At 43.3% G+C, this 24,394-nt stretch carries 19 protein-coding genes and 2 pseudogenes; 13 read left to right on the top strand and 8 right to left on the bottom strand.

All coding sequences use genetic code 11. The features are described 5' to 3' along the window. Positions 1 to 5: 5 nt before the first annotated feature. On the top strand, positions 6 to 140 hold the full coding sequence (locus JEZ96_RS04220) for a DUF2474 domain-containing protein (protein WP_014609997.1): 135 nt from the start codon (positions 6 to 8) through the stop codon (positions 138 to 140). A 465-nt stretch (positions 141 to 605) separates the two neighbouring features. Next, on the top strand, positions 606 to 1,013 hold the full coding sequence (locus JEZ96_RS04215) for a GreA/GreB family elongation factor (protein ID WP_011790511.1): 408 nt from the start codon (positions 606 to 608) through the stop codon (positions 1,011 to 1,013). Positions 1,014 to 1,631: 618 nt separating this feature from the next. Here JEZ96_RS04215 and JEZ96_RS04210 read toward each other — a convergent pair. Continuing rightward, positions 1,632 to 2,411 (bottom strand): AraC family transcriptional regulator, encoded by a 780-nt coding sequence (locus JEZ96_RS04210; protein ID WP_011918779.1) that lies wholly within the window; start codon positions 2,409 to 2,411, stop codon positions 1,632 to 1,634. Positions 2,412 to 2,593: 182 nt separating this feature from the next. Here JEZ96_RS04210 and JEZ96_RS04205 point away from each other — a divergent pair, with 182 nt between their 5' ends. From JEZ96_RS04205 to JEZ96_RS04175, 7 genes and pseudogenes are all read left to right on the top strand, one after another. Beyond that, positions 2,594 to 3,484 (top strand): DMT family transporter, encoded by an 891-nt coding sequence (locus JEZ96_RS04205; RefSeq protein ID WP_025008450.1) that lies wholly within the window; start codon positions 2,594 to 2,596, stop codon positions 3,482 to 3,484. 153 nt (positions 3,485 to 3,637) lie between these two features. Then, complete coding sequence (locus JEZ96_RS04200; RefSeq protein WP_061783031.1) at positions 3,638 to 5,269, top strand: methyl-accepting chemotaxis protein; 1,632 nt, start codon at positions 3,638 to 3,640, stop codon at positions 5,267 to 5,269. A 344-nt stretch (positions 5,270 to 5,613) separates the two neighbouring features. Beyond that, positions 5,614 to 6,951, top strand: coding sequence for a Na+/H+ antiporter NhaC family protein (locus tag JEZ96_RS04195; RefSeq protein WP_011918776.1), 1,338 nt, complete (start codon positions 5,614 to 5,616; stop codon positions 6,949 to 6,951). Positions 6,952 to 7,128: 177 nt separating this feature from the next. After that, complete coding sequence (locus tag JEZ96_RS04190; protein ID WP_011790516.1) at positions 7,129 to 7,827, top strand: hypothetical protein; 699 nt, start codon at positions 7,129 to 7,131, stop codon at positions 7,825 to 7,827. Positions 7,828 to 7,835: 8 nt separating this feature from the next. After that, positions 7,836 to 8,564 carry a 23S rRNA pseudouridine(2604) synthase RluF gene (locus tag JEZ96_RS04185; protein ID WP_128090162.1) on the top strand — a complete coding sequence of 243 codons (729 nt, stop codon included), beginning with the start codon at positions 7,836 to 7,838 and terminating at the stop codon, positions 8,562 to 8,564. An 884-nt stretch (positions 8,565 to 9,448) separates the two neighbouring features. Beyond that, complete coding sequence (locus tag JEZ96_RS04180; protein ID WP_025008449.1) at positions 9,449 to 9,766, top strand: YdeI/OmpD-associated family protein; 318 nt, start codon at positions 9,449 to 9,451, stop codon at positions 9,764 to 9,766. Positions 9,767 to 9,871: 105 nt separating this feature from the next. Continuing rightward, positions 9,872 to 10,018, top strand: a pseudogene (locus JEZ96_RS04175) (transposase); the annotation flags it as partial. Positions 10,019 to 10,570: 552 nt separating this feature from the next. Here the strand turns inward: JEZ96_RS04175 and JEZ96_RS04170 are convergent. Both JEZ96_RS04170 and JEZ96_RS04165 read right to left on the bottom strand, forming a co-directional pair. Further along, positions 10,571 to 12,727, bottom strand: coding sequence for a S46 family peptidase (locus JEZ96_RS04170; RefSeq protein WP_011790519.1), 2,157 nt, complete (start codon positions 12,725 to 12,727; stop codon positions 10,571 to 10,573). A gap of 262 nt (positions 12,728 to 12,989) precedes the next feature. Beyond that, on the bottom strand, positions 12,990 to 14,177 hold the full coding sequence (locus JEZ96_RS04165; protein ID WP_128090163.1) for an amino acid permease: 1,188 nt from the start codon (positions 14,175 to 14,177) through the stop codon (positions 12,990 to 12,992). Positions 14,178 to 14,880: 703 nt separating this feature from the next. Between JEZ96_RS04165 and JEZ96_RS04160 the strand changes: the two genes are divergently transcribed. The 3 genes from JEZ96_RS04160 to JEZ96_RS04150 all read left to right on the top strand — a co-directional run bounded on the left by JEZ96_RS04160 (position 14,881) and on the right by JEZ96_RS04150 (position 19,661). Then, positions 14,881 to 15,435, top strand: a complete 555-nt coding sequence (locus tag JEZ96_RS04160; RefSeq protein ID WP_025008447.1) for a TMEM165/GDT1 family protein — start codon at positions 14,881 to 14,883, stop codon at positions 15,433 to 15,435. 200 nt (positions 15,436 to 15,635) lie between these two features. After that, complete coding sequence (locus tag JEZ96_RS04155) at positions 15,636 to 17,909, top strand: hypothetical protein (protein ID WP_128090164.1); 2,274 nt, start codon at positions 15,636 to 15,638, stop codon at positions 17,907 to 17,909. Between the two features lie 9 nt (positions 17,910 to 17,918). Next, entirely contained in the window at positions 17,919 to 19,661 is a 1,743-nt protein-coding gene (locus JEZ96_RS04150; protein WP_025008446.1) for a toxin-antitoxin system YwqK family antitoxin, read from the top strand. A gap of 110 nt (positions 19,662 to 19,771) precedes the next feature. On the opposite strand, the gene JEZ96_RS04145 is transcribed toward JEZ96_RS04150, so the two are convergent. Further along, the gene (locus JEZ96_RS04145) at positions 19,772 to 20,089 is read right to left on the bottom strand and encodes a hypothetical protein (RefSeq protein ID WP_014609989.1); all 318 of its coding nucleotides are present in this window, start codon (positions 20,087 to 20,089) and stop codon (positions 19,772 to 19,774) included. A gap of 228 nt (positions 20,090 to 20,317) precedes the next feature. Here JEZ96_RS04145 and JEZ96_RS04140 point away from each other — a divergent pair, with 228 nt between their 5' ends. Continuing rightward, complete coding sequence (locus tag JEZ96_RS04140) at positions 20,318 to 21,415, top strand: calcium:proton antiporter (protein WP_025008445.1); 1,098 nt, start codon at positions 20,318 to 20,320, stop codon at positions 21,413 to 21,415. Between the two features lie 37 nt (positions 21,416 to 21,452). Here JEZ96_RS04140 and JEZ96_RS04135 read toward each other — a convergent pair whose 3' ends face one another. The 4 genes and pseudogenes from JEZ96_RS04135 to JEZ96_RS04120 form a co-directional block, all read right to left on the bottom strand. Beyond that, positions 21,453 to 23,024, bottom strand: coding sequence for a rhomboid family intramembrane serine protease (locus JEZ96_RS04135; RefSeq protein ID WP_011790525.1), 1,572 nt, complete (start codon positions 23,022 to 23,024; stop codon positions 21,453 to 21,455). 56 nt (positions 23,025 to 23,080) lie between these two features. Then, on the bottom strand, positions 23,081 to 23,371 hold the full coding sequence (locus tag JEZ96_RS04130) for a hypothetical protein (RefSeq protein ID WP_011790526.1): 291 nt from the start codon (positions 23,369 to 23,371) through the stop codon (positions 23,081 to 23,083). A gap of 60 nt (positions 23,372 to 23,431) precedes the next feature. Continuing rightward, on the bottom strand, positions 23,432 to 23,962 hold the full coding sequence (locus JEZ96_RS04125; protein WP_025008443.1) for a class I SAM-dependent methyltransferase: 531 nt from the start codon (positions 23,960 to 23,962) through the stop codon (positions 23,432 to 23,434). Beyond that, positions 23,962 to 24,373: pseudogene (locus JEZ96_RS04120) on the bottom strand (hypothetical protein). Before JEZ96_RS04120 ends, JEZ96_RS04125 begins: the two are co-directional and overlap by 1 nt. Positions 24,374 to 24,394: the final 21 nt, after the last annotated feature.

The following is a 24,394-nucleotide window of genomic DNA, read 5'->3' as shown; positions in this document are numbered from 1 at the left end:
TCAACATGACAACCCAAACGAAATCCCTCGCCTATCGACTCGGCTGGTTAGTGCTGATTTGGTGTACGAGCGTAAGCTGTCTGTTCCTCGTTTCTATGTGTATTAAGATTTTATTGACAGGAGCAGGACTGACAACTTGAATGTTACAAATCAAGATATACACACTTTTGTATTAACTCACTTCAGTGAAAGATGCTTGCCCCATAATGTAGATAATAATATAAAAAATAGTAAACCAAATAAGTTAGCAAGTAGGCTTGATTTATTTTTTCACTTGTCCTATGGTAGAGGCAATTATTTATTAGGCATTCATCAACTCCGTGTGGTGATGCTTTTTATATATAAACATTATTGATTTACCATTTCGATTAACTAATGACTGGAGATGTAAAACCTATGTTTAGCAATGCATTTTCATCACAATTTTTTTCGACACTCGTCCCTCATAACGACTTTACTACATTAGTGCGTCCAGCCCCTAAATGCCCAGTCTAAGCCGAGCGCAACTAGCGCTCGGCAGAATATTAAAATAAATATGAAAACATAGAATAATCTTTTTTTGGACTATTCTATCTATATTTTGTCTTAGTTACTTAGAGGCGGTCATGGCTTATTCTTTTTTTGGCGACATTTTTCAGTCTTTTGTGCTAAAAACCAAGTCATACTATTTACAAAATAGCTTTAATTCCTCACTACGCCCAACGGCATTAGCAGGGATTATCGCTAAGCTCGAATACTTAAAGAATGATACTTCAAGTAATAAAATTACTGTAGGACGCCAGATTTGCTTGATTAATTTACAGGATCAACAGGAATACCAAGTAGAACTGGTCTACCCGCAAAAACACAAACCGAGTGCGGGTCGCTTCTCAGTCATATCAGACTTGGGATCTAGCCTACTTGGACGAACGAAAGGTGAACTGGCACAGGTTAATATTCTAGGTAAACCTGTACTTTTTATGATTAAGGATGTCAGTTGCATCGTAAAAAAAACAAGTCAATCTGTGCAGTAATTACGTATTGATAGCATTTTATTTTTAGCATCCAGTATGTTCAATTCAGTGGCAACATACTATTCATTCACTTTTAGCTCCGCTAATAGTGGTATAGCTTAATATGAAAATAAAAGGAGATATTATTTTGAAGTTCTCAACTGGCCGCGACATTTACTCAAGGTAATTAATTTTTATTTAACCGTTTTTACCCATACTTTACTCTCAAAAGTCATGGCAGCGCTTTAGTGTAAAGAGGTAAAAATTGCTAAAGAGTATATTTTAAGCATCTTGTGTTAAATAGATCATTTACCTTGCTAAATGGAACATCTCAATTTAAGCCTGAAATAAAAATTGAGCCCAACTATTGAAACCGAATTGCGGCGCGGATTTAAATAGTTACTTCACTTTGGAGTCAAAAACCATGAGTAAAGAAAAAGCAAAAAAACCGCCAATGAAAACCTTAAAAGAGAAGCGTCAAGATAAACGGAACCGCCAAAAAGCATCCGACTAATTTATCTCACAATGTAAAAACCCTTAAATCCTCTCTTTAAATAGGCCAAAAAGAGGGTACCAATTAAATTGGTACCCTCTTTTATTTCACATTACAGGTACAACCTTAAATCTTCTTTATTTATGCTAACCCACGCGGCGGCGATACTGTTCAGGTGAGCACTGGGCATATTTTTTAAACATCACAATATAAGGTGAAGTTTGGTTGTAGCCGAGCGTTAACGCCACCTCCTTGATCGCAAGTCCCTGACGCAAGAGTTGTAATGAATAGATAAACTTATGCCTTTGTCTTAGCTCAGTAAAACTCATGCCCAGAATCTCATGGCAGCGGCGAGCTAAGGTGCGCTCAGTGGTATGTAACTCACTCGCCCAAGTTTTGAAAGTCTTTGGGTTTGCGGGATCGGCTTCAAGCGCCTGCAAGAGTGGCAGTAATAACTTATCGGTGGCCGTAGGAATAAATTGCGGTAACACTTGAGCTAAGGTCAGTTGATCGAGCAAGACCTCAACTAAGCGCTGATCGGTTAGCGTTTCTACTACTTTGATTTGCCGCTCACGAAAGTCATTGACTATCGATTGAGCTATCGGTGTTAAAGCTAAAAGACAAGGCTCAAGTGGAAGGTTTTGTGACCTTTTCGCCGTGATATTCATCGAACAATAGTGGATACTGCGGCGAGTGAAACTCTCATGCTCAATCTCCGCGGGTACCCAAATCGCATATTGCGAAGGGGACAAAAATCGTTGCCCTGCGGCATATAACTCCATAATACCTCCGCTAATTAACTGTAGTTGCCCCCATGAATGTTGATGTTTAGGTGTGACTGTATTTGGCACAAATGCTTCATAGTTAAAGAAAATATCAGCAAGCGGCTCTTGCTCAAGTTGTTGCGGATGAAAAACCGTTTGCATCTTATTTTTACCTCAAGCGATAACCACAAACCAATATGAGACAATAACGCACTGCAATGGTAAATCTGTCCGTATTGGAACTGACCTTGTCTTATAAGCGATATTTATATCACAACAGACCGTAGATAATAGCAATCACTTTGATTTTGTCGACCCTGACATCGATACACTAAGGTAAGACCATGTTGTATTTATTTCCTCTGCTAGCAGTATTCATTTGGGCTGGTAACTCTATCGTTAACAAACTTTCGTTTGGGACAATAGATCCAGAGGCAATCGCTTTTTACCGCTGGTTTTTTGCGATGCTATTATTAACACCCTTTATGGCGACGTCTGTATGGCAAAAACGCCAACAAATAACGCCCTTATTACCCAAGCTTGCTGCCTTGGCACTACTTGGTATGGTACTCAATCAGAGTTTGGCCTATTTTGCTGCGGCCACCACAACAGCTACCAATATGGCGTTAATTACCTCACTCGTACCTATGATTAGCCTGTTTTTAGCCGTGCCACTCCTAAAGCAAAAGCTCTCGCCAATGGCATTTAGTGGAATGTTAGTCTCATTGTTTGGATTAATTTTTATGCTCAGCCACGGCAATATCGTCGAGATTGCCATCGGAATAACCGAAGGGGATTTATTGCTGCTTTTTAGTGCCTTTGTTTATGCACTCTATGGTGTGTTACTTAAACGCTGGCAACTCCCATTATCAACTTGGGAATCGGTTTATATTCAAGGAATTATCGCGGTAATAATGCTAACACCGCTACTCTTTTGTAGTCCGAGTATGGCAATTACCAGCCAATCGGCACCACTGATACTTTACGCTGCTATCGCTGCCTCACTTTTAGCGCCATGGGCTTGGATCAATGGCATAAGTAAACTCGGTGCAGACCGTACTAGCGTATTTTTTAACTTAATGCCCATTTTGGCAGCCATACTTGCAGCTATCATCCTCAATGAAACTTTAGCTGTGTATCACTATATTGGCGGCTCTATGGTCATTTTTGGCGTCATGCTAGTGCAGATAAAACCTAAGCCTAAAGTCACCCCTACCCTAGCTTGTCCTGAATAATCCAAAGTAATGCGTCAACGCCTTGCTAACAGTGACCAAGGTGGTTTCGCTTATTTCAATGTGTACAAAATCCCATCGCAATCTGCTGCATGCAAAGGCAATTCTATAAATAACGGCTAAGCTATTTATTAAGTTATTAATGGAGATCGTCCTATGTTTAACAGTATTCGCGTTAAATTTTCCCTTATGTTTATCATTATGGCCGTGGTGCTCATTGTTATAGCCGTCACAGGAGCAATGCAAAATAGATCAACACTCAAGCAGATGCAGGAGTTTAGCCAATTGTTTAATCCTGCCATTTCAGCCATTTTGAATGCGGATCGCGATCTTTACCAAGCTCAACTCAGTCAAGAGGTTCTACTTCAAGAGGAATTAAGTGCTGAAAAACGTAAAAGTGAAATAGACAATTGGCAGGAAAATGTCGACCAAGCAAGGGATAGAATGGGTGAATTCAAACAAATTCTCAAAAACCACCCACAAGTACTGCAATCAACCAACGGCTTTGAAGCCCAATTCTCACTCTGGCATCAAGCCTCATCAGAGATCATTAATGCTGTTAAAAATAATGATTTTGAAAAGGCCAAACAGCTCCATACCACGAAAGCCAATAAAGAATTTAAATCATTAAGGAGTATTTATAATGCGGCAGGTGAGGCGGCAGATGATCGAGTCAAAGAACTCGATTTACTGGCCTCAGAGCAAGCGACAACGCAAACTAAAGTCTCCATTACCATTGCCTCTTTGGTCGCCATTATTGCCCTTGTACTCGCTTATTTCGGTCCGAAGATCATAGTGAACGCTATCCAAGATATTACCGATAGGATCAACGATATTGTTGATGGCGATGGTAACCTCACCCAAAGGATCCCCATCAAACGTCAGGATGAAATCGGTGAACTTGCCACTGCGTTTAACCAGTTTGTTGCTCAGCTACAAGAAATGGTTATCGCCATTATCAGCCAAACCAAAGATGTAAGCCAAACCGTTGAAAGCCTAGCGACTAAATCAACAACAACGATAAACATCAGCCATGAACAAGAGCAATTTGTTGATACCATTGTCACCGCCGTCAATGAAATGAGCGCCGCCGTAAGAGAAGTCGCCAGTAATGCACTGCATACTGCCACCGAGATCACTAAGGTCAATGATCAGACAATTGAAGGAAAAAATATCCTGGCGCAATCGGTTAATCATATTCAGCAACTTTCTGAATCCGTTAAAAATGCAGTCGCGGTTATTGAAAAACTGTCAGTCAACTCTGCAAATATCGCTTCCGTACTTGATGTTATCCGCTCTATTGCAGAACAAACCAACCTACTTGCGCTTAATGCAGCCATTGAAGCTGCTCGCGCTGGCGAACAAGGGCGTGGCTTTGCTGTCGTCGCCGATGAAGTACGGACGCTGGCGAGTCGCACTGAAACATCTACCCAAGATATTCAGCGCATGATTGAAGAGTTACAACGTGGGGTTAATGATGCGGTTAAAAGCATTGAATCGGGCGCGACGCTTACAACATCAACGGTGACGCTTGCCAGTCAAACGCAAGATGCCTTGGATGAAATCCTTAACTCCACCTCCAAAGTCAGTGAGATGTCCACTCAAACAGCCACCGCGACGGAAGAGCAAACTCATGTGACTGAAGAAATTAACCGCAACTTAACTGAATTATCTGATAAAACAAGATACTGTAACTTGGTGATCCAAGAAACTCAGCAAATTGTGGTTAACACTAAAGCCATTTGCAGCAATCTACAAAAAGAAGTGGCTCGATTTAAAGTGGCTTAAATCCGCTAAAGTGTCCTTGGGGATTTTCCCCTTGGACACATATGTAAAAGCACAAAACCCATACTCCACTGTATTTACTTATGGCATTCCAGTCTCTTCAAACAGTAAAGCAATCCTCAAGTTAACGTCCCAAAAGCCAATTCAATGACTTTAGACAACCGACTAATAACCAATAATTCACAACGGAAGTAAAAACATCTAGACGTCTAAATTGACAGGCTCGCAGGGATCAAATATGCTTCGCTCCAAGTTGCTAGGATATGATGCCGACGCGACACTAAATTTAAGCGAGTTTGACTGCCAAGGATCCCGCGGGTAAAACTCTGAAAAAAAGAGAGACAACATTGAGCCATTCAGCACAAACATCTTCAACAAATAGCCCTGCATCTTTTATTGCTTTGCTGCCACTATTTGTTTTTCTAGGTCTTTTTATTGGCGCAGGCGTCTATTTTCAACGTCAGGGCGTTGATTTTGCCTTCTATCAATTACCCAGTGTTATCGCCATTTTACCCGCCATCATTCTGGCGTTGATTTTATCAAAACAGAAATTAAATCAATCAATTGATACTTTTATTTCGGGCATTGGCCACAGCAATATCATTGCCATGTGTTTGATTTATCTTTTAGCAGGTGGCTTTGCCGCCGTGGCCAAAGCCACTGGCGGTGTCGATGCCACAGTCGCTTTGGGTTTATCCTTTATTCCATCAAACCTGTTATTACCCGGTTTCTTTGTGATTGCAGCCTTTATTGCCACCGCAATGGGCACCTCTATGGGAACCATTGCGGCCGTCGCCCCGATTGCATTGGGCGTTGCTGACCAAGCACAAATTGACTATGCCATCATGGCGGGTGCAGTCATGTCTGGTGCTTTATTTGGTGATAATTTATCGATTATTTCTGATACGACGATTGCCGCGACTCGCACCCAAGGCTGTGATATGAAAGATAAATTCCGCGAGAATTTAATTTTTGCAATCCCCGCATCCTTACTGACCTTAATCGCCTTTATCTTTGCAGGCCAAGGCCAAGCAGAGTTAGCAACACAAGATATCGATTTGATTAAAGTGCTTCCTTATCTGACCATTTTGATTTTAGCGGTCGCAGGATTAAATGTGTTTGTCGTCTTAACCCTTGGCATTTTACTCGCGGGAGTAACAGGCTTATTAACGATGGATTATGGCTTAATCCAGTTTGGTAAGGATATTTACGCAGGTTTTAGTAATATGCAGGAGATCTTTATCCTGTCTATGCTTGTGGGTGGTTTAGCGGCACTGATGCAACAACAAGGCGGCCTTGCCTTTGTGAGTAAACAAATTGAAAAGCTGATCACTCGTTTCTCTAAAGCACAGGGTGAAGCCTCATGCCGTGCTGCGGAACTGGGGATGGCAGGTATAGTCGCAGTGACTAACTCTTGTGTGGCTAACAACACGGTTTCTATCGTAGTGACGGGTGATATTGCCAAGGACTTAGCCGAAAAACATGGTGTCAGTCCAAAACGTGCAGCCAGTGTACTCGATATTTTTGCTTGTATTATCCAAGGGTTAATCCCCTATGGCGCTCAGGCGTTACTTATCGCATCGACATTTAGTATCACGCCGCTAGCAGCCGTTTCACACGCTTGGTACTGCATGATTTTAGCTGTAGTTGCCGTCGTTATTGTGATTTTCCGCAAACGACACTAAATGACACTAAGAGTACTGCAGCATTCCATCGAGTAGATGAAAACTGAACCAAGGAACGCTAAGCGTTCCTTGGGTATTTTGGGCGGCTATTTTATGTCAAACAGCACTTGCCTTCATTAAACAATTCAGGCAAGTTACCGCACTCCGTCCAGTCATAGCAGTATATTGTTAGTATCCATGAATCCTCTACATCACCAAGAGCCGAGTTATTACGATTTACATCGCCTGATCACTTGGTTAATTGTAGGCGCAGCCTTTCTCAGTGCCTCTGGAGTTTTAGTTGCGATTTATGCTGAATATCAACATGTTGGAATGAGAGTATTCCAAATGCGAGCCGATTTTCTAGGTGACTATATCAACTCCCCACTCGCCTATGTGTTTAATTTAAGTTTATTGGCAGCAGGAATATCTATGCTGATTTCAATGATAGGACTCTACCTGCTCAAACTCGACACTTTTAGCCAATATGTCGCACTAACAGGTGCTTGGGTGGGAACATCCGTAGTGCTAATGGGCATATTTCCCATTAATTTTTTGAGCATACACAGACTGGTTTCAACGAGTTATTTACTCAGCACCCTCACACTACATGCCCTAGTGATCATCGCAGGTTTGGCGCCTCGATTTATATGCCCAAAGCCGCTGTTTTATTTAAGTATTATCAGTTTTTGTAGTGCGATGAGTTTAAGCCTGCAATTAGATTGGTCGATATTGGATTTCCCCCCCTGCGAGCCTCAAACACATTTTTGCGCAGTATCGGCCAATATGTGGATCCAAACTAACCTCAATATTATTTGGTGCTTAAGCCTTGCCTTTGCCATGCGGCGTCTCTCAAAAATACTGTATCATCGCGCTCAACTACGCCAATTACTCTAAGATAATCCATGCGCTTAGCAAAATACCTTGCCCAATGCGGCATTGGCTCTCGCCGTGAAGCCTGCCGTTTGATTAATGCTGGGCGTATTACACTTAATGGCAAGATAGCCAAACATACCAACCTAGTTCAACGCGATGCTCAAGGTCTATGCCTTGATAGCATTTGCTTAGATGCAGAGCCCATAGTTGAAACAGAAGCACTCGCTTATTGGATATTCAATAAAGCTGTCGGCACCGATTGCCGTTTGCTTGAACAAGATAAAACGAGCTTATTGCATCTGCTTCCCAAAGCGCCAAGACTCTACCCCGTCGGCAGGCTAGATAAGGACTCCCGCGGCCTGTTACTGTTAACTAACGATGGTGAGCTGACCCATAAACTGATGCACCCCAGCTTTGCCCACAGTAAAACCTGCCATGTGCGCCTCGATAAGCCATTCACTGATGATTTTGTAGAACAAATGGCAAGTGGAGTGCGTTATAAAGATCTGCAAACCCTGCCCTGCCAAGTACGCCGCCTCAGTTTGGACAGCTTTGAAATCGTGCTGACTCAAGGATTAAATCGACAAATTCGGCATATGTCCAAGGCACTCGGGTATCGCGTTATCGATCTTGAGCGCGTCACTATAATGGCGCTGAATTTACGCGAATTAGCATCTGGTGAGTTACCAGAAGGGCAAATGCGGCCACTGACAAAATCGGAAATTGCAGAGCTAAAAGCAGCACTGGCAATAATATAAATTGATGGTGAGAATTTTACATTAAACCAATATCTGTTAATCGTCTGCCCCAAAGTAAGACCTTGGAGTTTTCTAAACTTCATTTGAATACTTTAATCAAAATCAAAGTCGTGGGGCTTCCCCCCTGATGTTTAATCAAGAGTCGACCAAGGATGACTGCTCGTCCTATCAAAAACGTCCATGTTAAACTGCCTGCTCGATATCCCTATCTCGCGCTCAAAACGGCCGTTGGATGCTCCAAGACGCTCCCCAACGGAGTTGAAAGCCCCTTGTGCTCATTGACAAATTTGCTATCGCTTCCGAAGTCACCGCTTTACATCCATGTAAAGCACCTCAGTTCGGCAATCCTTGCCTCTCGCTCATAAGCGCGAAAATCATCGATTCTCATTCGCCCCTGCACCTGCGAAAGCGAGTCGGTCATATATGACCGAACTCACACACTCTTTATTAAATCAAGAGCTCTATTCGCCCTGCGGTAACTCCGAGGGGAGGTGTATTCCTTGGAGTTTTGTGTCATTAGATAGCCATCCATCAGTAAAAAATAAGCGCAAAAAATGAGAAAGCTAAAATGATATCAAATAATTACCTATCAAACTGTATAAAAACCGCTACCGCAAAAAAGCAAATTCCTATAGCATCATTCATACCCATTTACACGGATGTGGCAGCGGCCATATTTGAGATTGAGTCAACAAGCGATTTATGCCCTGCAAACAGCGCAGCGCATAAATACTAAGACGTTATGTGTGCAAGAAAATAGAAGTTAAACGTTTCGGATAAATCGCAAAATCAAAAGCTATAAATCTGAAAGATCGATACTTTAGTTTTTTTGGATCGACAACTTGATACCACAATTTTTAAACTGTTGATGATGAGTTTTAAATATGAAATCAAAAATTTCTGGAGGTCTTGTACACGAATTACCTGTTGATTTAGCTACAACGTTAACTGAAAGAGATATTATAAATATCTGGGAAGAGTTAACGCCAATCAGCCGTAACGAATTTATTTGCTGGATTGAAGACGCCAAACAAGAAAAAACTAGAACAAAGCGAATTCTTCGGGCAGTTGAAGAATTACTAGAAGGAAAAAAGCGGCCGTGTTGTTGGGTAGGATGTATTCATCGAACGGATAAAAAACCTAGTAAATGGCAACAGGATGTTTTAATAGATAAAAAGCCCAATAAATCAAGTGCAAAGTAAAATTAAACGAGCACATAATCGGGTAGCCGGAGATGTCTAGCCTCCAGCCCCCACACCACCCTGAATGCAGCTCCGAACAAAACTGGACAACAAAACAGGACACCCAGCTTTAATAGCGCCAAGTTACTGACCAGATTAAATATCCACCATGACAATTGGCTTAAACTGACCACTGAGTTTGGTAAGCTGTTTCATGACCCAGTGGGAACGCTGCAAGAACTAACCGATTACTGCGAACATTTAGAAAAGTGACGACGGCACTTTGCGGCAAGCTGTCAGCACTTTCACAGCAACTGACAACGACTATATCCCTTCGACAGCCATCATCGCCTAACACCTTTCAAGCACTATGGGCTCACTTACCACGTCTGAAATACACTTTTTTTTGAAGGAATTAGCTCAATCTATTGCCTCAGATGCTGTCCCTGCGACTTTTGATGACTCTCATTCAAATCATTTGAACCAGAGCAGATTGCAGGCAAACTGAAAGTACATTATGTTGTTGATCTAAAATGGATGGCCGGATTTATTCGCTGACCAACATGTTCCAGCCGCAAACCGAGTTACGATGAATCCCCGCAATTAGCTCAAACCCAACCAATTAAAAATTTATATAAAACGGCTTTCTCACCACCAAATTACACCAAACGGTTTCCAACCTCAGAATACAAAAATAGCGATAAACTCAGTGAGTTTATCGCTATTTTTTGTGTTGTTATTGCAGTATTTTTTAAACGCTACATCACGCTTAAATGCTGATAATCCAGCCATTATAGGCCGCACCATTGCTGGTGCGGTAATGGATTACTTAACAATTTCCATCTCGGCTAATAGATTGTCAGCATGATCTAAATACTTCATTACCCACAGCATATAACGGCTATCAACTTGGATTGAGCGGTTGATATTATCGTCATAGGCCCAGTCACCGATAATGCTTTCATAGACGCCATCGAACAGCAGGCCTACTAATTCGGCGCGGCCGTTTAAGGTAGGTGAGCCAGAGTTACCGCCAGTAGTATCGAGCGTCGATAAAAAGTTCACTGGTACAGAATCAATTGATTTCACATAGAAATCACCGTATTGCTTCTGTTTGATCAGATCTAACTGCTTTTTAGGGGCATCGAAGGGATCAATACCAGTGTCTTTTTGCACTATTCCCTCTAAACGCGTGAATGGCAGTGCAACTAAACCATCTTTTGGTGCATAACCTTTCACATGGCCCACTGTCACACGTAGGCTTGAGTTCGCATCGGCATAAACAGGCTTACCTTGCTCAAGGTTGTAGGCAATAATGGCATCCATATATTGCGGACGCACCTTCATCAGCTCACCGGCTAATTCTTTTTCTTTCTTCTCCTCGCTCATATCGGTGTCATACATAGCGACGGCAAATTGAATAAAAGGATCTTTAGACGCTTTAAAATCAGCAACCGATTTATCCATCCATGCTAAACGTACATCTTTGTTGCCTAGATCGGTTTTGGCGTACATTTTATCGAGTGTTTTAGCTAACTTAGCTTCGCTGAATTTGCTGTCGATACCAAAGGCTTTATCCAGTGCGGGTAAGCGCTTGTTCTCAGGAAGGGCGGCATAGCGTTTAAGCATATCGAGCAACACGGCTTTATCAACGCTTGGCGCATAACGGCGATCGATTCGCTCCATACTCGCTTTAAAGCGCGTCATATCACGCTCTTGGAAACCAGGCTCACGTTCCATATCGGGCAGTTGCTTCTCATTGGCTAAACGGTATAAATCACGCGCCGTAGGCACCATAGTCGTATTGCCAATATAACTTAAGATCATGTCACGCTCTTGATGCTCATTACCTTTAGCAATTAGCGTATCTAACTCTGCTAAAGTTTTGCCGTATTTAGCTTCACGACTGCTGTCTTTAGCTATCCACGCTGCAAGTTCAGCCTCGCGAGCTTGACGGTCGGCCAGCATGGTCGATTTACCGTAAAACTCAATCATAGAAGTGAAATTTTTCGCGTAATTGGCAAGGCCTGCAATTTGGCTTTCGTACTTGATACGCTCGTCACTGCCCTCTGGGGCGGTATCTTTAATGATCTCAATAAAGCGCTCGCGCAGGATCTTACCTTGAGGATAAGCCCACTCGAATTGATTTTGCACTTCGTTGGCGGTGCGATATCTATTGGTACGGCCGGGGTAACCTGCGACCATTACAAAGTCACCATCACTCACGCCTTTAGCCGATACTTTTAGGAAGCTTTTGGGTTCATATGGCACGTTATCCGCGCTAAATTCCGCCGGTTTTCCCGCTTTAGAGACATAAGCACGATAGAAAGAAAAATCGCCAGTGTGACGTGGCCACATCCAGTTATCGACATCGCCGCCGTATTTACCCACACTTCCGGCTGGGTTATAAACTAAGCGCACGTCACGAATTTCGAGTTGTTTGACAAGATAATATTCGAGGCCACCGTGAAAGCTATAAACCTGACAGCGATAGCCATCTTCCTTTTCACATTCAGCGACTAAGGCTTTTTCTTGTTGCTCAACACCTTGATAAAACTCATTACCTACTTTGGACTCAAGCCCTGCCTTAATACGCTCGGTCACATTGGTGACATCTTCAGTCACATAAATGCGAGAACCGGGGGTTGCAGGTAATTCATCGGCAAATGTCTTAGCTAAAAAGCCATCTTGGAGCAGGTTTTTGTCAGGGGTAGAATTATATTGAATCGCACCATAGGCACAGTGATGATTCGTGACTACCAAACCCTTTGGCGATACGAATGATGCTGTGCAACCGCCAAGGCTTATCACGGCATTCATCGGGAATTCGGTCAGTTTAGAAATTGATTTGGCATCAATTTCTAATCCCTTTGCTTTTAGCTCATCGGCCATCGCGGGTAACTGGTGGGGCTGCCACATACCTTCGTCCGCTTGAGCGCCAAAACTAGCGGCAACGGCAACTGTAAGTAACCATTTTTTCATTGTGTTAAGTCCGTTTTATGTGAATAAAGCCGCGCGCAAGCTAGGCTATTTTGTTGTCATTAATCGTCTATTGAAGGGCGAAAGACCCTCAACCTGATTGCCTTAAAACCTGTAAAAGCAAAAAGTCAGGCACAGGGCCTGACTTTATCACATGATACACAGCTTCCAACAGACTTTGACAAACTCGCTTACAAAGCAAATACATCTGAGTAATAGTACAGGCTCAACTTGCTTTTAAAACGGCTCAGATAATCACGCTCGATTAGAGCGCCACAAATAGCTGTGCACCAATAATAACTGCCCCTAAAAGGCCTGCTAACGCCAATGCCATCGAACCACCAGCAACTTGATAACCTAATGCCTGAGGTTGACGCTGACGAAGGGCCATAGCGATCGGCAAAAAGACAATCATCACAACTAAAGGGACGGCCGCAAACCCCAGTACTGCCACAAAACCTTCGGGCACATATAGCGCGCACAATAAGGGTGGCACAAAAGTTAATAACCAAGTTTGAATACGGCCAAAGACCGTATTTTTGGCACGGGTCAGCTCGGCGACAAAGTCATACAAACTTAAGGTTACCCCAAGGAAAGAAGTAATTAAGGCTAAATCAGCAAATAATGAAATACATTTACTTATCCAAGGCGTGTGTGCAATTTCTTGCAAAGCGGTGACAAGGGCGGGTAACGATCCGTTAAAACCGCTAATCTCTGCGCCTCCCACTGTACCTAAAGTCACCAACAACCAAAACACATAGCAAGCCAATGGAATTGTCGAACCGATTAACAACACCTTGCGCAGTGAAACCACATCCCCATCTAAGTAGAGCACTAAGGTTGCAATACACACATGGAAGCCAAAAGAGGTGAATACCACAGGAATGGCCGCCATCCAACTGCTGGTCATAGACTCCGCAATCGCCCCCGTTGCCATACTAGCAAGACTCACTTCGGGTAATAAAAACAGCACCACAACCACGAGCAATAAAATCATCAAAGAAAATAGTAAGCGTGAAATCTTATCAACCCAAGCCACACCTAGCGCCGCAAATCCACCGAGAACCAATGTAAACAACAGTACTGCAACTTGGTTATCCAGCACTATACCGAACATATTTTGCGCTTTTAATACTAACAGGGATGACCCCCCTGTCAGATAAGCTGCTGTTAGTGCGAACAATAAACTTAAAAATGATGCACCTTGGATAATCTGGCCCTTTTTACCGAGTAGCTTACCCGTAATGGCGTGCACATTGTCACCCACACCAGAGCGCAAATTGATTTCGAGCATTAACAACGAGGTATAAGCGGAAATGCCCCAAATAACCACCAGTAATAAAATTGCCGGAATAATCCCTAAAGCAGCAGTAGCTAAAGGCAAAGCTAACATGCCTGCGCCAATTGCCGTACCAGCAACAATGGCAATTGAACCGAGTATTTTTAAATTCACACAATCATCCTATTCAAGTTTTACTTATTATTTTTATCAATATTGTTGCATCGATTTGAAGGATAAAGCCCTGCGTCACTATGTCGTCATTAGATTAAAAGCGTCATAAAACTTAAAGCATCCAATCAGATCTTGATTAAACAGATCAATTGGCCCCAATAGCTTTTGAATATTTCAACTCAGTCGCCATTGAGGCTAACTAAATCGTTTGAAGAAAAGTGACGTGACTTTCAATGGTGTGACCCTAATAAAGTACCGATTAAATACATCGATAAAGAGATAACTTGGGACATTAACAGAGCCAAACCCAGTGGGCAAGCCAGTTATCAATAAAGCTGAATGGAATTTTGTATCGCAACAACTTAATCGCGATTGAGCAAACAAAAAATACAAAGTTATCAAATCCTCTTCATTATTCATGCTCATAGCGCCATAAATCACACCAAAGAGGAACTCAGGCGCCATTTACATCCCGCCCTTGAAACTCTGCTTCACTTCGTTATAATGCACGCCTCGCTTCGGGGGAGTAGCTAACTGGATTTCGAGCCATCGTTATCTAGGGTGAGTATCAACATACTTGGCAACAGGCCATGGTATTCACAGCAAGTCATTGATTTGCCAAGCAAGACCTGAGCACAATAACCGCACCTAGGGGTGGACGGTCTATTGTGCTTATGTCTAAACCACCCCTAAAGGATCACACTTGGAAGCACTACTTGCCTCAACCTTTACGGTTGCTATCGCCGAAATTGGTGATAAAACTCAATTGCTTGCACTATTACTCGCCGCAAGATTTCAAAATAAAACCGCGATAATTTTAGGTATTTTGCTATCAACCTTGTTTAACCATTTTGCCGCAGCTTGGGTTGGTCAATGGGCCATCACTTGGGTAAACCCCGATCTTGCTCGCTATTTAGTTGCCGCCTCCTTCTTTGCCATTGCACTCTGGGTATTAATTCCTGACAAAGTGGACGCGGAGGAAAGTGGTTTTTATAAAATGGGGCCATTTTTAGCCACATTTATCTTATTTTTCATTGCAGAGATGGGAGATAAAACTCAGATAGCCACAGTGGTATTAGCCGCAAAATACGATGCCCTCGCCATGGTGGTTGCTGGTACAACTTTAGGCATGTTGATCGCCAATGTTCCTGTTGTGATTGCAGGGCACTTTAGCGCAGAAAAATTACCTATGCACTGGATCCATCGTGGCTGCGCTGTATTATTCGCTCTATTAGGCGTAGCAACACTGCTGTTTTAATGCTCGAACCATTCTATGGGATAACCCATCTGGTTTATCCCATAGAATGTCTCCCCCCACGACGCTACCTTGATTAACGCAAAGATATTTTTCTGACGGGTATCTAATTTATTCCCCTGAGATATTTTTGTGTATAATGCCATCAATTCACAAATTAATAATTTTACATTTCAACAACATAAGTTGCAGATGGAGTTCTAATGGCTATAAGGATATGCAGGGTAATTTGTACCACTATCACGATCACGCTTGGGTTAACGGCTTGCGATAATTCGCTTTCAAGCAAGTCAGCTAGCATCCCCACTCAAAGTGAATATCAGATTATTTCCACCGTCAGCCTCGATGATGGCTTTGAAACCCGCAAAGTGATGCAGGCGCGATTGCTGCTGGATTACCAATTACAAGATGAAGCAGGTAAAGCGGCCAGCTTAACGACGCCATTAACCCATAACGCCCGCTTTTTTCTCCAACCTAACCTGTTGCAAATAAGCGACTATGGCTTGCCTATTCCGGTGAGTAATATCGACCCTAAAAGCAAGTCCAATGAAATCGTGCAATTGGTTAAAGACGGCTTTAATGTGGAGTTCAGCAAGGGTGAAGTCCGTCAACTGACGCCCATCGCGAAGGCGGATCAAAAAGAGGTTATCGAGCTATTTGAGCACTGGACTAATCTTAAGTCACTGTTTGAACAGGCTCCAACTTTGCCCGTGGCGCTAGAGCCTAAGGTCGGTTATAGCATTAGCGCCCCCATGGACGCACGCCTAACTTGGACAGTTGAGAGAGTGACCGAAGATAAGTTATTTGCAGTAGTTCAAGGTGAAAAAGACAACTTTAAGGCCTATGGCAAGTTCGAGCTTAACCGCAAAACCGGTTGGTTAGAGAGCATGGCTTTTTTTCAACAGGAAGTGCAGCAAGGCAGTACTCTCACCCGCCGCATCGCCATGGCGCCCAAGGATAGCCCTTATATCATGAGCATGCTTTGGCATGCCGACGCTAGGTACGATGCCGAGCGTGATATAGATGATCTGCAAAAAGAACTCTACCCCATTAGCGATGTTCCGCGGGAATATAAAGCCCATGATAAGGACTTTATAAAATCCTTATTACCTGATCAGCAAGGCATTCTTGATAATATTGGCCCATGGGGCGCTGACACGCCAGAAGTGCTGCAATTGCGCTTTGTGCATAATATGAGCCCGCGATATGTGGTTGCTAATGTGAATTATGAAGACTTAGCCGCCTTTGATGCCAGCGGAAATCCGATAGATATTCACTTCTGGCAGCACAGCAAAGGTATGGCGATGAATTTCAACCGCTCGATTGAGTCTTCGGTGGATCTTATCGCCACAGGCTGGGACAACACCGCCAATAAACTTAAACAGATAGACCATATCACCGCCAAGCTGACCCTTATCCCTGAAAGCAATAAGATAGTCGAAAAATCGTGGGATGAACTGGTCGCCACTCCCTATACCTTTGGCGATGCGAGCCTCACGATTCAGGTGCTCGACGCCGAGGCAAAGCTATTTAAAGTCGTAACAAAGCAGAGTAAGACTAAAAACATTAATCTTCCTTTTCAGCAACTTAAAGGAAAGATGGCCGAAGCCCGTCGCGATGGTGATTATCCTAAATGGTTAACGGTGACGGATAAGGAACTGCTGAGGGAATTAATCGGTGTCGATGATCCTCATCACCTTAGCACCCGCGCCCTGCTACTTAAGCTAGATGAAATCCCTAAAACCGTTGTAATACTGGAGAGCCAGCCACAGCCGGAGTTAAGCCAAACCAAGAACATCCGCTTTGTGACCTTTACCGACTACAACCAAAATCTGGCCAATCCCTTAAGCGAGTTTGGCGATTCGAGCCTCAATAACTTCCTCTATCAAGATCTTGAGCCATCAAACGCCGAAATCAGTGCGATCCAAGGGATAAAACCTGAGACTGACAATGGCCATAATCTGTATATTCCTATGTCAGCCGCATTAGCGAGTGCCTGTAAACCTGAAATAGAACAAGGTTTTAAAGAGGGGAAACACGAAGTCACTTGGCTGTTTGAGCATAATGCCCCAAACGGACCAGCCTATACCCTGATGACGCCCGACCGTGAGCGGCAGTTTTTCTACGATAAACACATCCAAGGAAAAATCCATTGCCAAGGTGATATCAGTTGGCAACCCTTAGAGCAGGCAGCTAACCCACGTCCTTGGTTAATCGATGTACAAGCTTGGCTAACAAAAACCGGTTATGGTGACGAGCCGAGTAAAGATCTTAAGAACTACTTTAAAGTCGAGGATGCCCAAGGCAAATCCCTAACAATTCGACTGCCCGAAACCACCGAACTGCGGATTAAAGAGGCGCTGGTCGATGGCCGCTATTTGAGTGTTGCGGGCCCTGCCGCGAAGGTGAGTTATATGACGCTCTCTCAAAACCCCGTCGATATCCCCTATGAATTCACCTTTAAACCTTTGCCATAAGGAGCGGTTATGCGTCTATTTACAGTAAAACGGCTCCTTGGAGCACTGGTACTTGTCTGTATCACTATCAGTACCAATGCCAATGCAGAAAACGTGCTACTCGATGAACATTGGAAGATCATCAAAAATAAAAAGTTAGCTCGCTATTATTTAAAGCAATCGACTGAAGTGATTGACGGAAATTATAAGGCCGAGATTTATTACAAAGACAACGATATGCTTTTCTGCGCCAGTTCCCTCGCCGATAACAATATCGGTAAAACACTCACCAGTGAACAATTCCGCGGTGCTTATCAATGTTACTTTGAGGATGGCAAACCCTATGAACAAGGCTTTCGCAATGGGCAAGGCCAACTTCATGGCTTGCTCAAAAAATATATAGCAACGGGCCAATTGTATGTTGAATCCCACTATGAAAATGGTGTGAAACAAGGCCCAGAAACAGGTTATTGGGAAGGTGGAAAGATCCGTTACAAAACCACCTATCAAGATGGTAAAGAGGTCGGCATAAGCGAGCTCTTTGATAGCGAGGGAAAGCTTAGGGGCAAGGTCTGTAATAGCGGCACTTGTGTTACTCAGTACTATGATAATGGCAACTTGCACCTCGAAACCCCAATGGTGGACGGGCTCACACATGGCAACGAAACAAACTGGGCGTTTGGTAAAATCATCTCGACCCAAGCTTATGTCAAAGGTAAGAAACACGGGGATTACTTCGAATATTTCGGTGATGGCAAGGTAAAGCGCCACTACCGCTACCACAATGACTATAAAGTCGGTGAACAGCTGGATTACTATGAAAATGGCCAGATAGCACAAAAGGAAATCATAGAAGCACCATGGAATGTGACCTTATCGATTAAATACGATGAAAAGGGTAACATGCTCAGTTCAACCGAAGAAAAACACCAAAACAACAGCTGGGTTTACCGTAAGCATCAACGCTTTAGTGACGGTCAACTTACCTCTAACATCGAAGAAGACAAGCTTAAAAAATGGGTTCTCAACGAAATATTTGAGCAAGGTGAGTTAATTAGCCGCAGCGAGCATATCGATAACCAATTGACCGGTTTATATCTGCAAACCCTAAACCGTAGTCAAACTGTAAAAGTGATTACCCGGGAATATTTTAAAGAGGGTAAGCGCGAAGGCCCCTACGAAATGCTGAAAATTAAGCATGAAACAGGGGAACAATGGCTGGCCGAGCAAGGCCAATATGCCAACGACAAGCCCTCAGGCAAATGGAAAAAACAACAAGAGGATGCCACCCTCACCTTTAGTTATGATACCCAAGGGGAACTCCATGGCGAGTTCCGCAATCAGACAAGTTCAGGGCAATTGCTTGAATTAATAAACTTTAACCATGGCAAACCCGAAGGATTAGTCCAACGCTATGCCACTGACGGCCAATTGTATGAAAAGGGCGAATACCGCAATGGGCAGCAGGATGGCGACTGGGTGTATACCCATGGAGAGTTCGGTTTCAACCCAAGGCCAAATCCTGAGAGACGTTATTGGTACGGTCGCTTCGACCAAGGTAAACAAGTCGGCCATTGGGAACTGCGTAATACCGAAGACTATTTGCTTGAAATTGCTAATTATGACGAGCAGAGCAGGTTTCATGGTAAACAATACGAGTTCAGGGATAATGGCTGGATACAAGTGATTAATAGCTACCATCATGGCAAGTTTTTAAATCAGGAAATACCGCCCCCGGTGATTACCTCGGACCATGTCTTCCCCATCTTTTAGTCTACGGTTTTTGAGTGTGCGACTTTTAGCTTAAGCCGCAGAGTTAATCCATTAATAAAAACCAAACCGCTGTGCACTGTATTGAGTGCACAGCACAGTAGGCAGCTCTACTACCATATCAATATTTTAAACATTGCTAAAATGACGAATACAGAAAGCAATCCCAGCCAGCCGATACAACGAGTCACCACTTCTGGTGACTTGGTATTGAAATGCGGAAAGAGGATAGCGCCAACGGATAACATAGGCACCAAACCGTATAATTTACCTATATGGGATGATGTAACACTCGGGAAAGGTGGGACAAACTCATATATAAGTATATAAACCCCATAGAGCAGTATCGCCATATAGGCTTGTCGATCTCGGTGTTGTTCAAATCCAAAATACAAAATCACAATCACACAAAAAATAACTATATTAATCAAATCACTACCTTCATAAATCGGTTTTTAGTTAAGGCTAGAAGATGAATCACTTCAGCATAATCATATTTATACCACCCTTAACGATAACCGTCGTAGGCAGACTTAGTTAAAATAAAAAACCTTAGCATCAACACCTCAACTGTAAAATCTAAAAGAAGTTTAATGCAAAGTGTGCCATAACCAGTGTCTATACTAACGGCCTTTTTTTTCGTTTAGGACACATTGCCTATGAAGACATTTATGAAAGACGAGTTAGCCCTACTACTGGGAATACTGACCTTAGTATTCTTTAAAACCGGTGGCGATAGCTTACTCGCCGATGGCACCGCCCTCTCGACCTATATCCCCGTTTCGCTCGCCCTATTGGGTGTTGTAACTTGGGCTATTTTCTCTGTGGTACGCCACTCAGATGCGCTAGCGATTAAACTTGGCGATCCCTATGGCACCTTAATCTTAACTTTATCGGTCATTTCACTCGAAGTGGTGATGATCTCCTCCGTGATGCTGACCGGAGAACCCAATCCTGTCATGGCGCGCGACACTATGTTCGCCGTCGTCATGTTAATCATCAATGGTTTAGTGGGCTTTACATTATTACTTGGCGGCTGGCGTTACCATACCCAGCATTTCAATTTAGATGGCGTAAAATCCTATCTCGTGGCGATTATTCCCCTCGCCCTACTCTGTTTAGTGCTGCCCAATTTTACCGAAGGTGGCACTATCGGTGGCATGTCTAAAGCCATGTCTTGGATGCTGATCATTATTTCGATTCTGCTCTATGGCGTCTTTTTAGTGGTACAGACAAAGAGCCATAGCCATTTCTTTGTCGATGCCGATCATGAAGACCATGAGGAACACCACGGCATACTGCGCAGTAATGCTTACCATACGATTCTATTAATTGGCTATTTGTTGGTGGTCATCTTGCTGGCAAAAACCTTAGCTATGCCCATCAATTACAGCGTAGCAACCCTAGGCGCTCCACAGGCATTAGGGGGCTTTATTGTCGCCTGCTTGATTTTATCACCCGAAGCGGTAGGAGGCTTTAAGGCCGCGTTAAACAATCAATTACAGCGGGCGATGAATCTGTATTTTGGCTCAGTGCTCGCGACGATTGCACTCACAGTCCCCGCGGTATTAATTATTGGCAGCGTGATAGATCAAGAAGTCCATTTAGGCCTGTCACCCGCCGACATGGTGCTGTTAATCACCAGTTTAATGGTCTGTAAGGTCAGCTTTAGTAGCGGTCGTACCAATGCACTGCACGGCGCGACTCATATAGTGCTGTTTATCGTGTATTTGTTCTTAATGTTTGAACATGCCTAAACATTAACAGAAACATCCTTCAACGGCCGAGAAGTATTTATTTTCTTCTCGGCTTTTGTTTTTTAGTGGGCTGAGGTTTTCGAATATACGGCAGTAAAAGAAACCCAAGCAGTAAACCACTAACGAATCCGCCAATATGAGCCGCATTGTCAACGCCACCCAAAAAACCAGAAACTACACTTGCAGTGACAAATATCGCTACATTGATACTTAAGATAAAATGAATTTCTTTAGCAAAAACCCGCTTCCAAACCCAAATCACTAATATCCCGAAAAGTCCCATAATGGCGCCCGATGCTCCCACACTTATAGTGGCATCATACCAACAGAGACTCGCAACACTCGCCAGAATCCCCGAGACTAAATACACCAACAACAGTCGCCATTTACCCAGCAAAGGCTCAATAAAGGTACCGACGAAAAACAATCCGTAAAGATTCAGCACTAAGTGCGCTAAGCCGCCGTGGATAAAGCTACTCGTGACTAAGCGCCACCACTCACCCGCAAGCACGTTAGGCCGAAAATTAGCCCCCCACTCAAGCAAAAAATGGCTCTGAAAATGAATAACATGCGAGCTTGACCATGCCATAAAGATAAACACGAATGCATTGAGAGACATCAGTACTGGCGTGACCATAAAACCGGCTTTAGGGCGGATGAACTCAAGCCATGACTGTAATTCAGAGGTGGTATTCCGATGATCCAATTGTTTTGCTAATGCCCCTGAGTTCAACGCCACTTCATCCAGTTTGACCCGTCGCAACATCACATACCACACCAATGCTCCAACCAACAGCCAGCCGATAATCCACGCTAGTTTATGACCATTTCGCGCCTCAAAGGGAGTGAATGCTGGCATAAAAATAGTCCGATATTCAGCTTGGTAGCTGGGGCTGTTTTGTGCGGCAGAGAGCAAATCCGAATAAAGTGAAGAGGGGCCGAGACGATCTAGATAATTAAACGCATGGGGATCAAACTCGTCAAACTCGGTTTGTATACGTGTTAAGAACGCTTGAAATTGCGCTTCTTTTTCATCAGGTTCGAGTCGATTACTGATCTCTTCTTGGTATATTTTGCCATACCATGCCAGAGCGGGAGCGCGGTGGCTATCTGCCTCGCTCGCAAAAATGGGGATGGCGATATACAGCTTGATCGTTAGTCTGTTATTACTCCTACCTGTTACTTCAAAGCTACGCTGTAAACCGATTTGCGTTTTATCGATATAAGACCGTTTTAATTGATAAAACTGCGTCGGAGGGTGCAGCATGATTTCCTGTATCGAATCAAGCTGAGTTAACTTGCCCGTTACCGTCTTTAGGTATGCCTGAGCAATGATGGTAGGAACTGCAATATAAATTGAAGCAATTAGAAGATATATAAAGCGTGAATGACTGCCCGTAAAGTTAAGCAGTTTAAGCCTAGGCCGAAGGAAAAAAAACAACAATCCACCGGGAAGCAACAGAGGTAACCAAAAATACCCAAGGTCTTCATCTACATTAAATAATTGCAGTAAAAACCAATGGATAAGGCTATAGCCTAAAATAAATAATCCACTGAGATATAAAACAGGAAAATAAAGTAGTTGGCGTTTTTTAAACTCTAGATCCACACGCAATCATCCTTGAACACATCTTAAGTAAAGTAGTCACAAATCAGGAAAATAAACTAGGAAAATGCATTACCATTGACATGCATAATGGTAAACGTCCACACCACAAACGCTAATGGAATATGCACTAACGCATAGAAAAACTGATCGAGCCTTCCCATCCCTTTCGCCAACCAAATTAAGTACATATGTAATGCAATAATCAGAGGAAACAGCGCAAATAATGGGTATAACGCTACTGGGCTAGCATCCGCCAACACGCTATGACTGAGCAGCGCCCAACCCACCATAATGGCTGTCGTTATCGGTGGAGTGGCAATGCGGTATTGCTCTGGATAGGGAAACATCCTGCGGCCTCTACTTTTACTTTGTGCATGGATAGATTTAGGATCGGACAGGATAGCATACTACCACTTTTGAGCGATTATCTGTGCTTTAAAGCTCATACGATCCGAATGAGATTCACTCAATTGTCCTTCAAAGTAATGCAAAGGTTGCCAGTTGGCAAATGCTGATTTGAGTTCATGTTCAATCAATAAAAAATCCGGGTTACGTGGCCGCCCTATTTCAGCTTGGCGCCATGTAAAAGTTTCATAAACAACAAACCCTTTGGATTTAACACTTGCGGCGATCTGTGCCAGCAAAGGCCGATGTAAATAATTAAACACCAACACAATATCAAATGCTTCGACAGGCAAAATTGGTGCCGAATGGGCCTCTAAATCCCACTGAAGTTTATGCGCATTAGGATGCTCAACATACAAACGAGACAGATCGCTATCGACAAAAGTAACATCGGCTCCCTGTGCTAAGAACCACAGGCCATTACGGCCAGAACCGCAAGCTAAATCAAGCACATTCAAGCCCACTAAAGATGGCCAAGGGAATTGAGTTATTAATGCCGATGGCTTTAAAAGTGCACAATCTGTTTGGAGCATTAGCCTTTAATCTCTTTTTTAGTTTCAATTTGTCGACGATGCACAATCGAATAATGCCTGAGTCCAGCGGGACCATGGGAAACGATAACAGATAAAAACAAGACGAGTATAAGCAGCTCAGGTTTATAATTTGCGAGTGGTATAAACAAACAAAGCAAACCTAATTTAACCAAGGTTAACACACCCTTAAGCTGAATAAGCCAACGCCAATCCCGTACGACTTCCCAACACATCAATATGCTTCCTGTCGACATTGCAATATACCAGTAATTCAGCCACAGGAGTTTTTCTACGCCGAGTAATATTCCTCCCCCCCGCACCGACAACACCAAGTATATGCAACGCCCTTAAGCTTGTTTTACTCAGTCGCTGTATCCAAAAACGTCTCTCTGACACATGATCGCTACGCATAAATTTAACCTTTAAAAATCA

Source organism: Shewanella putrefaciens (genome assembly GCF_016406325.1).
GTDB lineage: Bacteria > Pseudomonadota > Gammaproteobacteria > Enterobacterales > Shewanellaceae > Shewanella > Shewanella putrefaciens.
The sequence above is the reverse complement of the archived record's forward strand: the minus strand, read 5'-3'. Positions and strand labels throughout refer to the sequence as shown.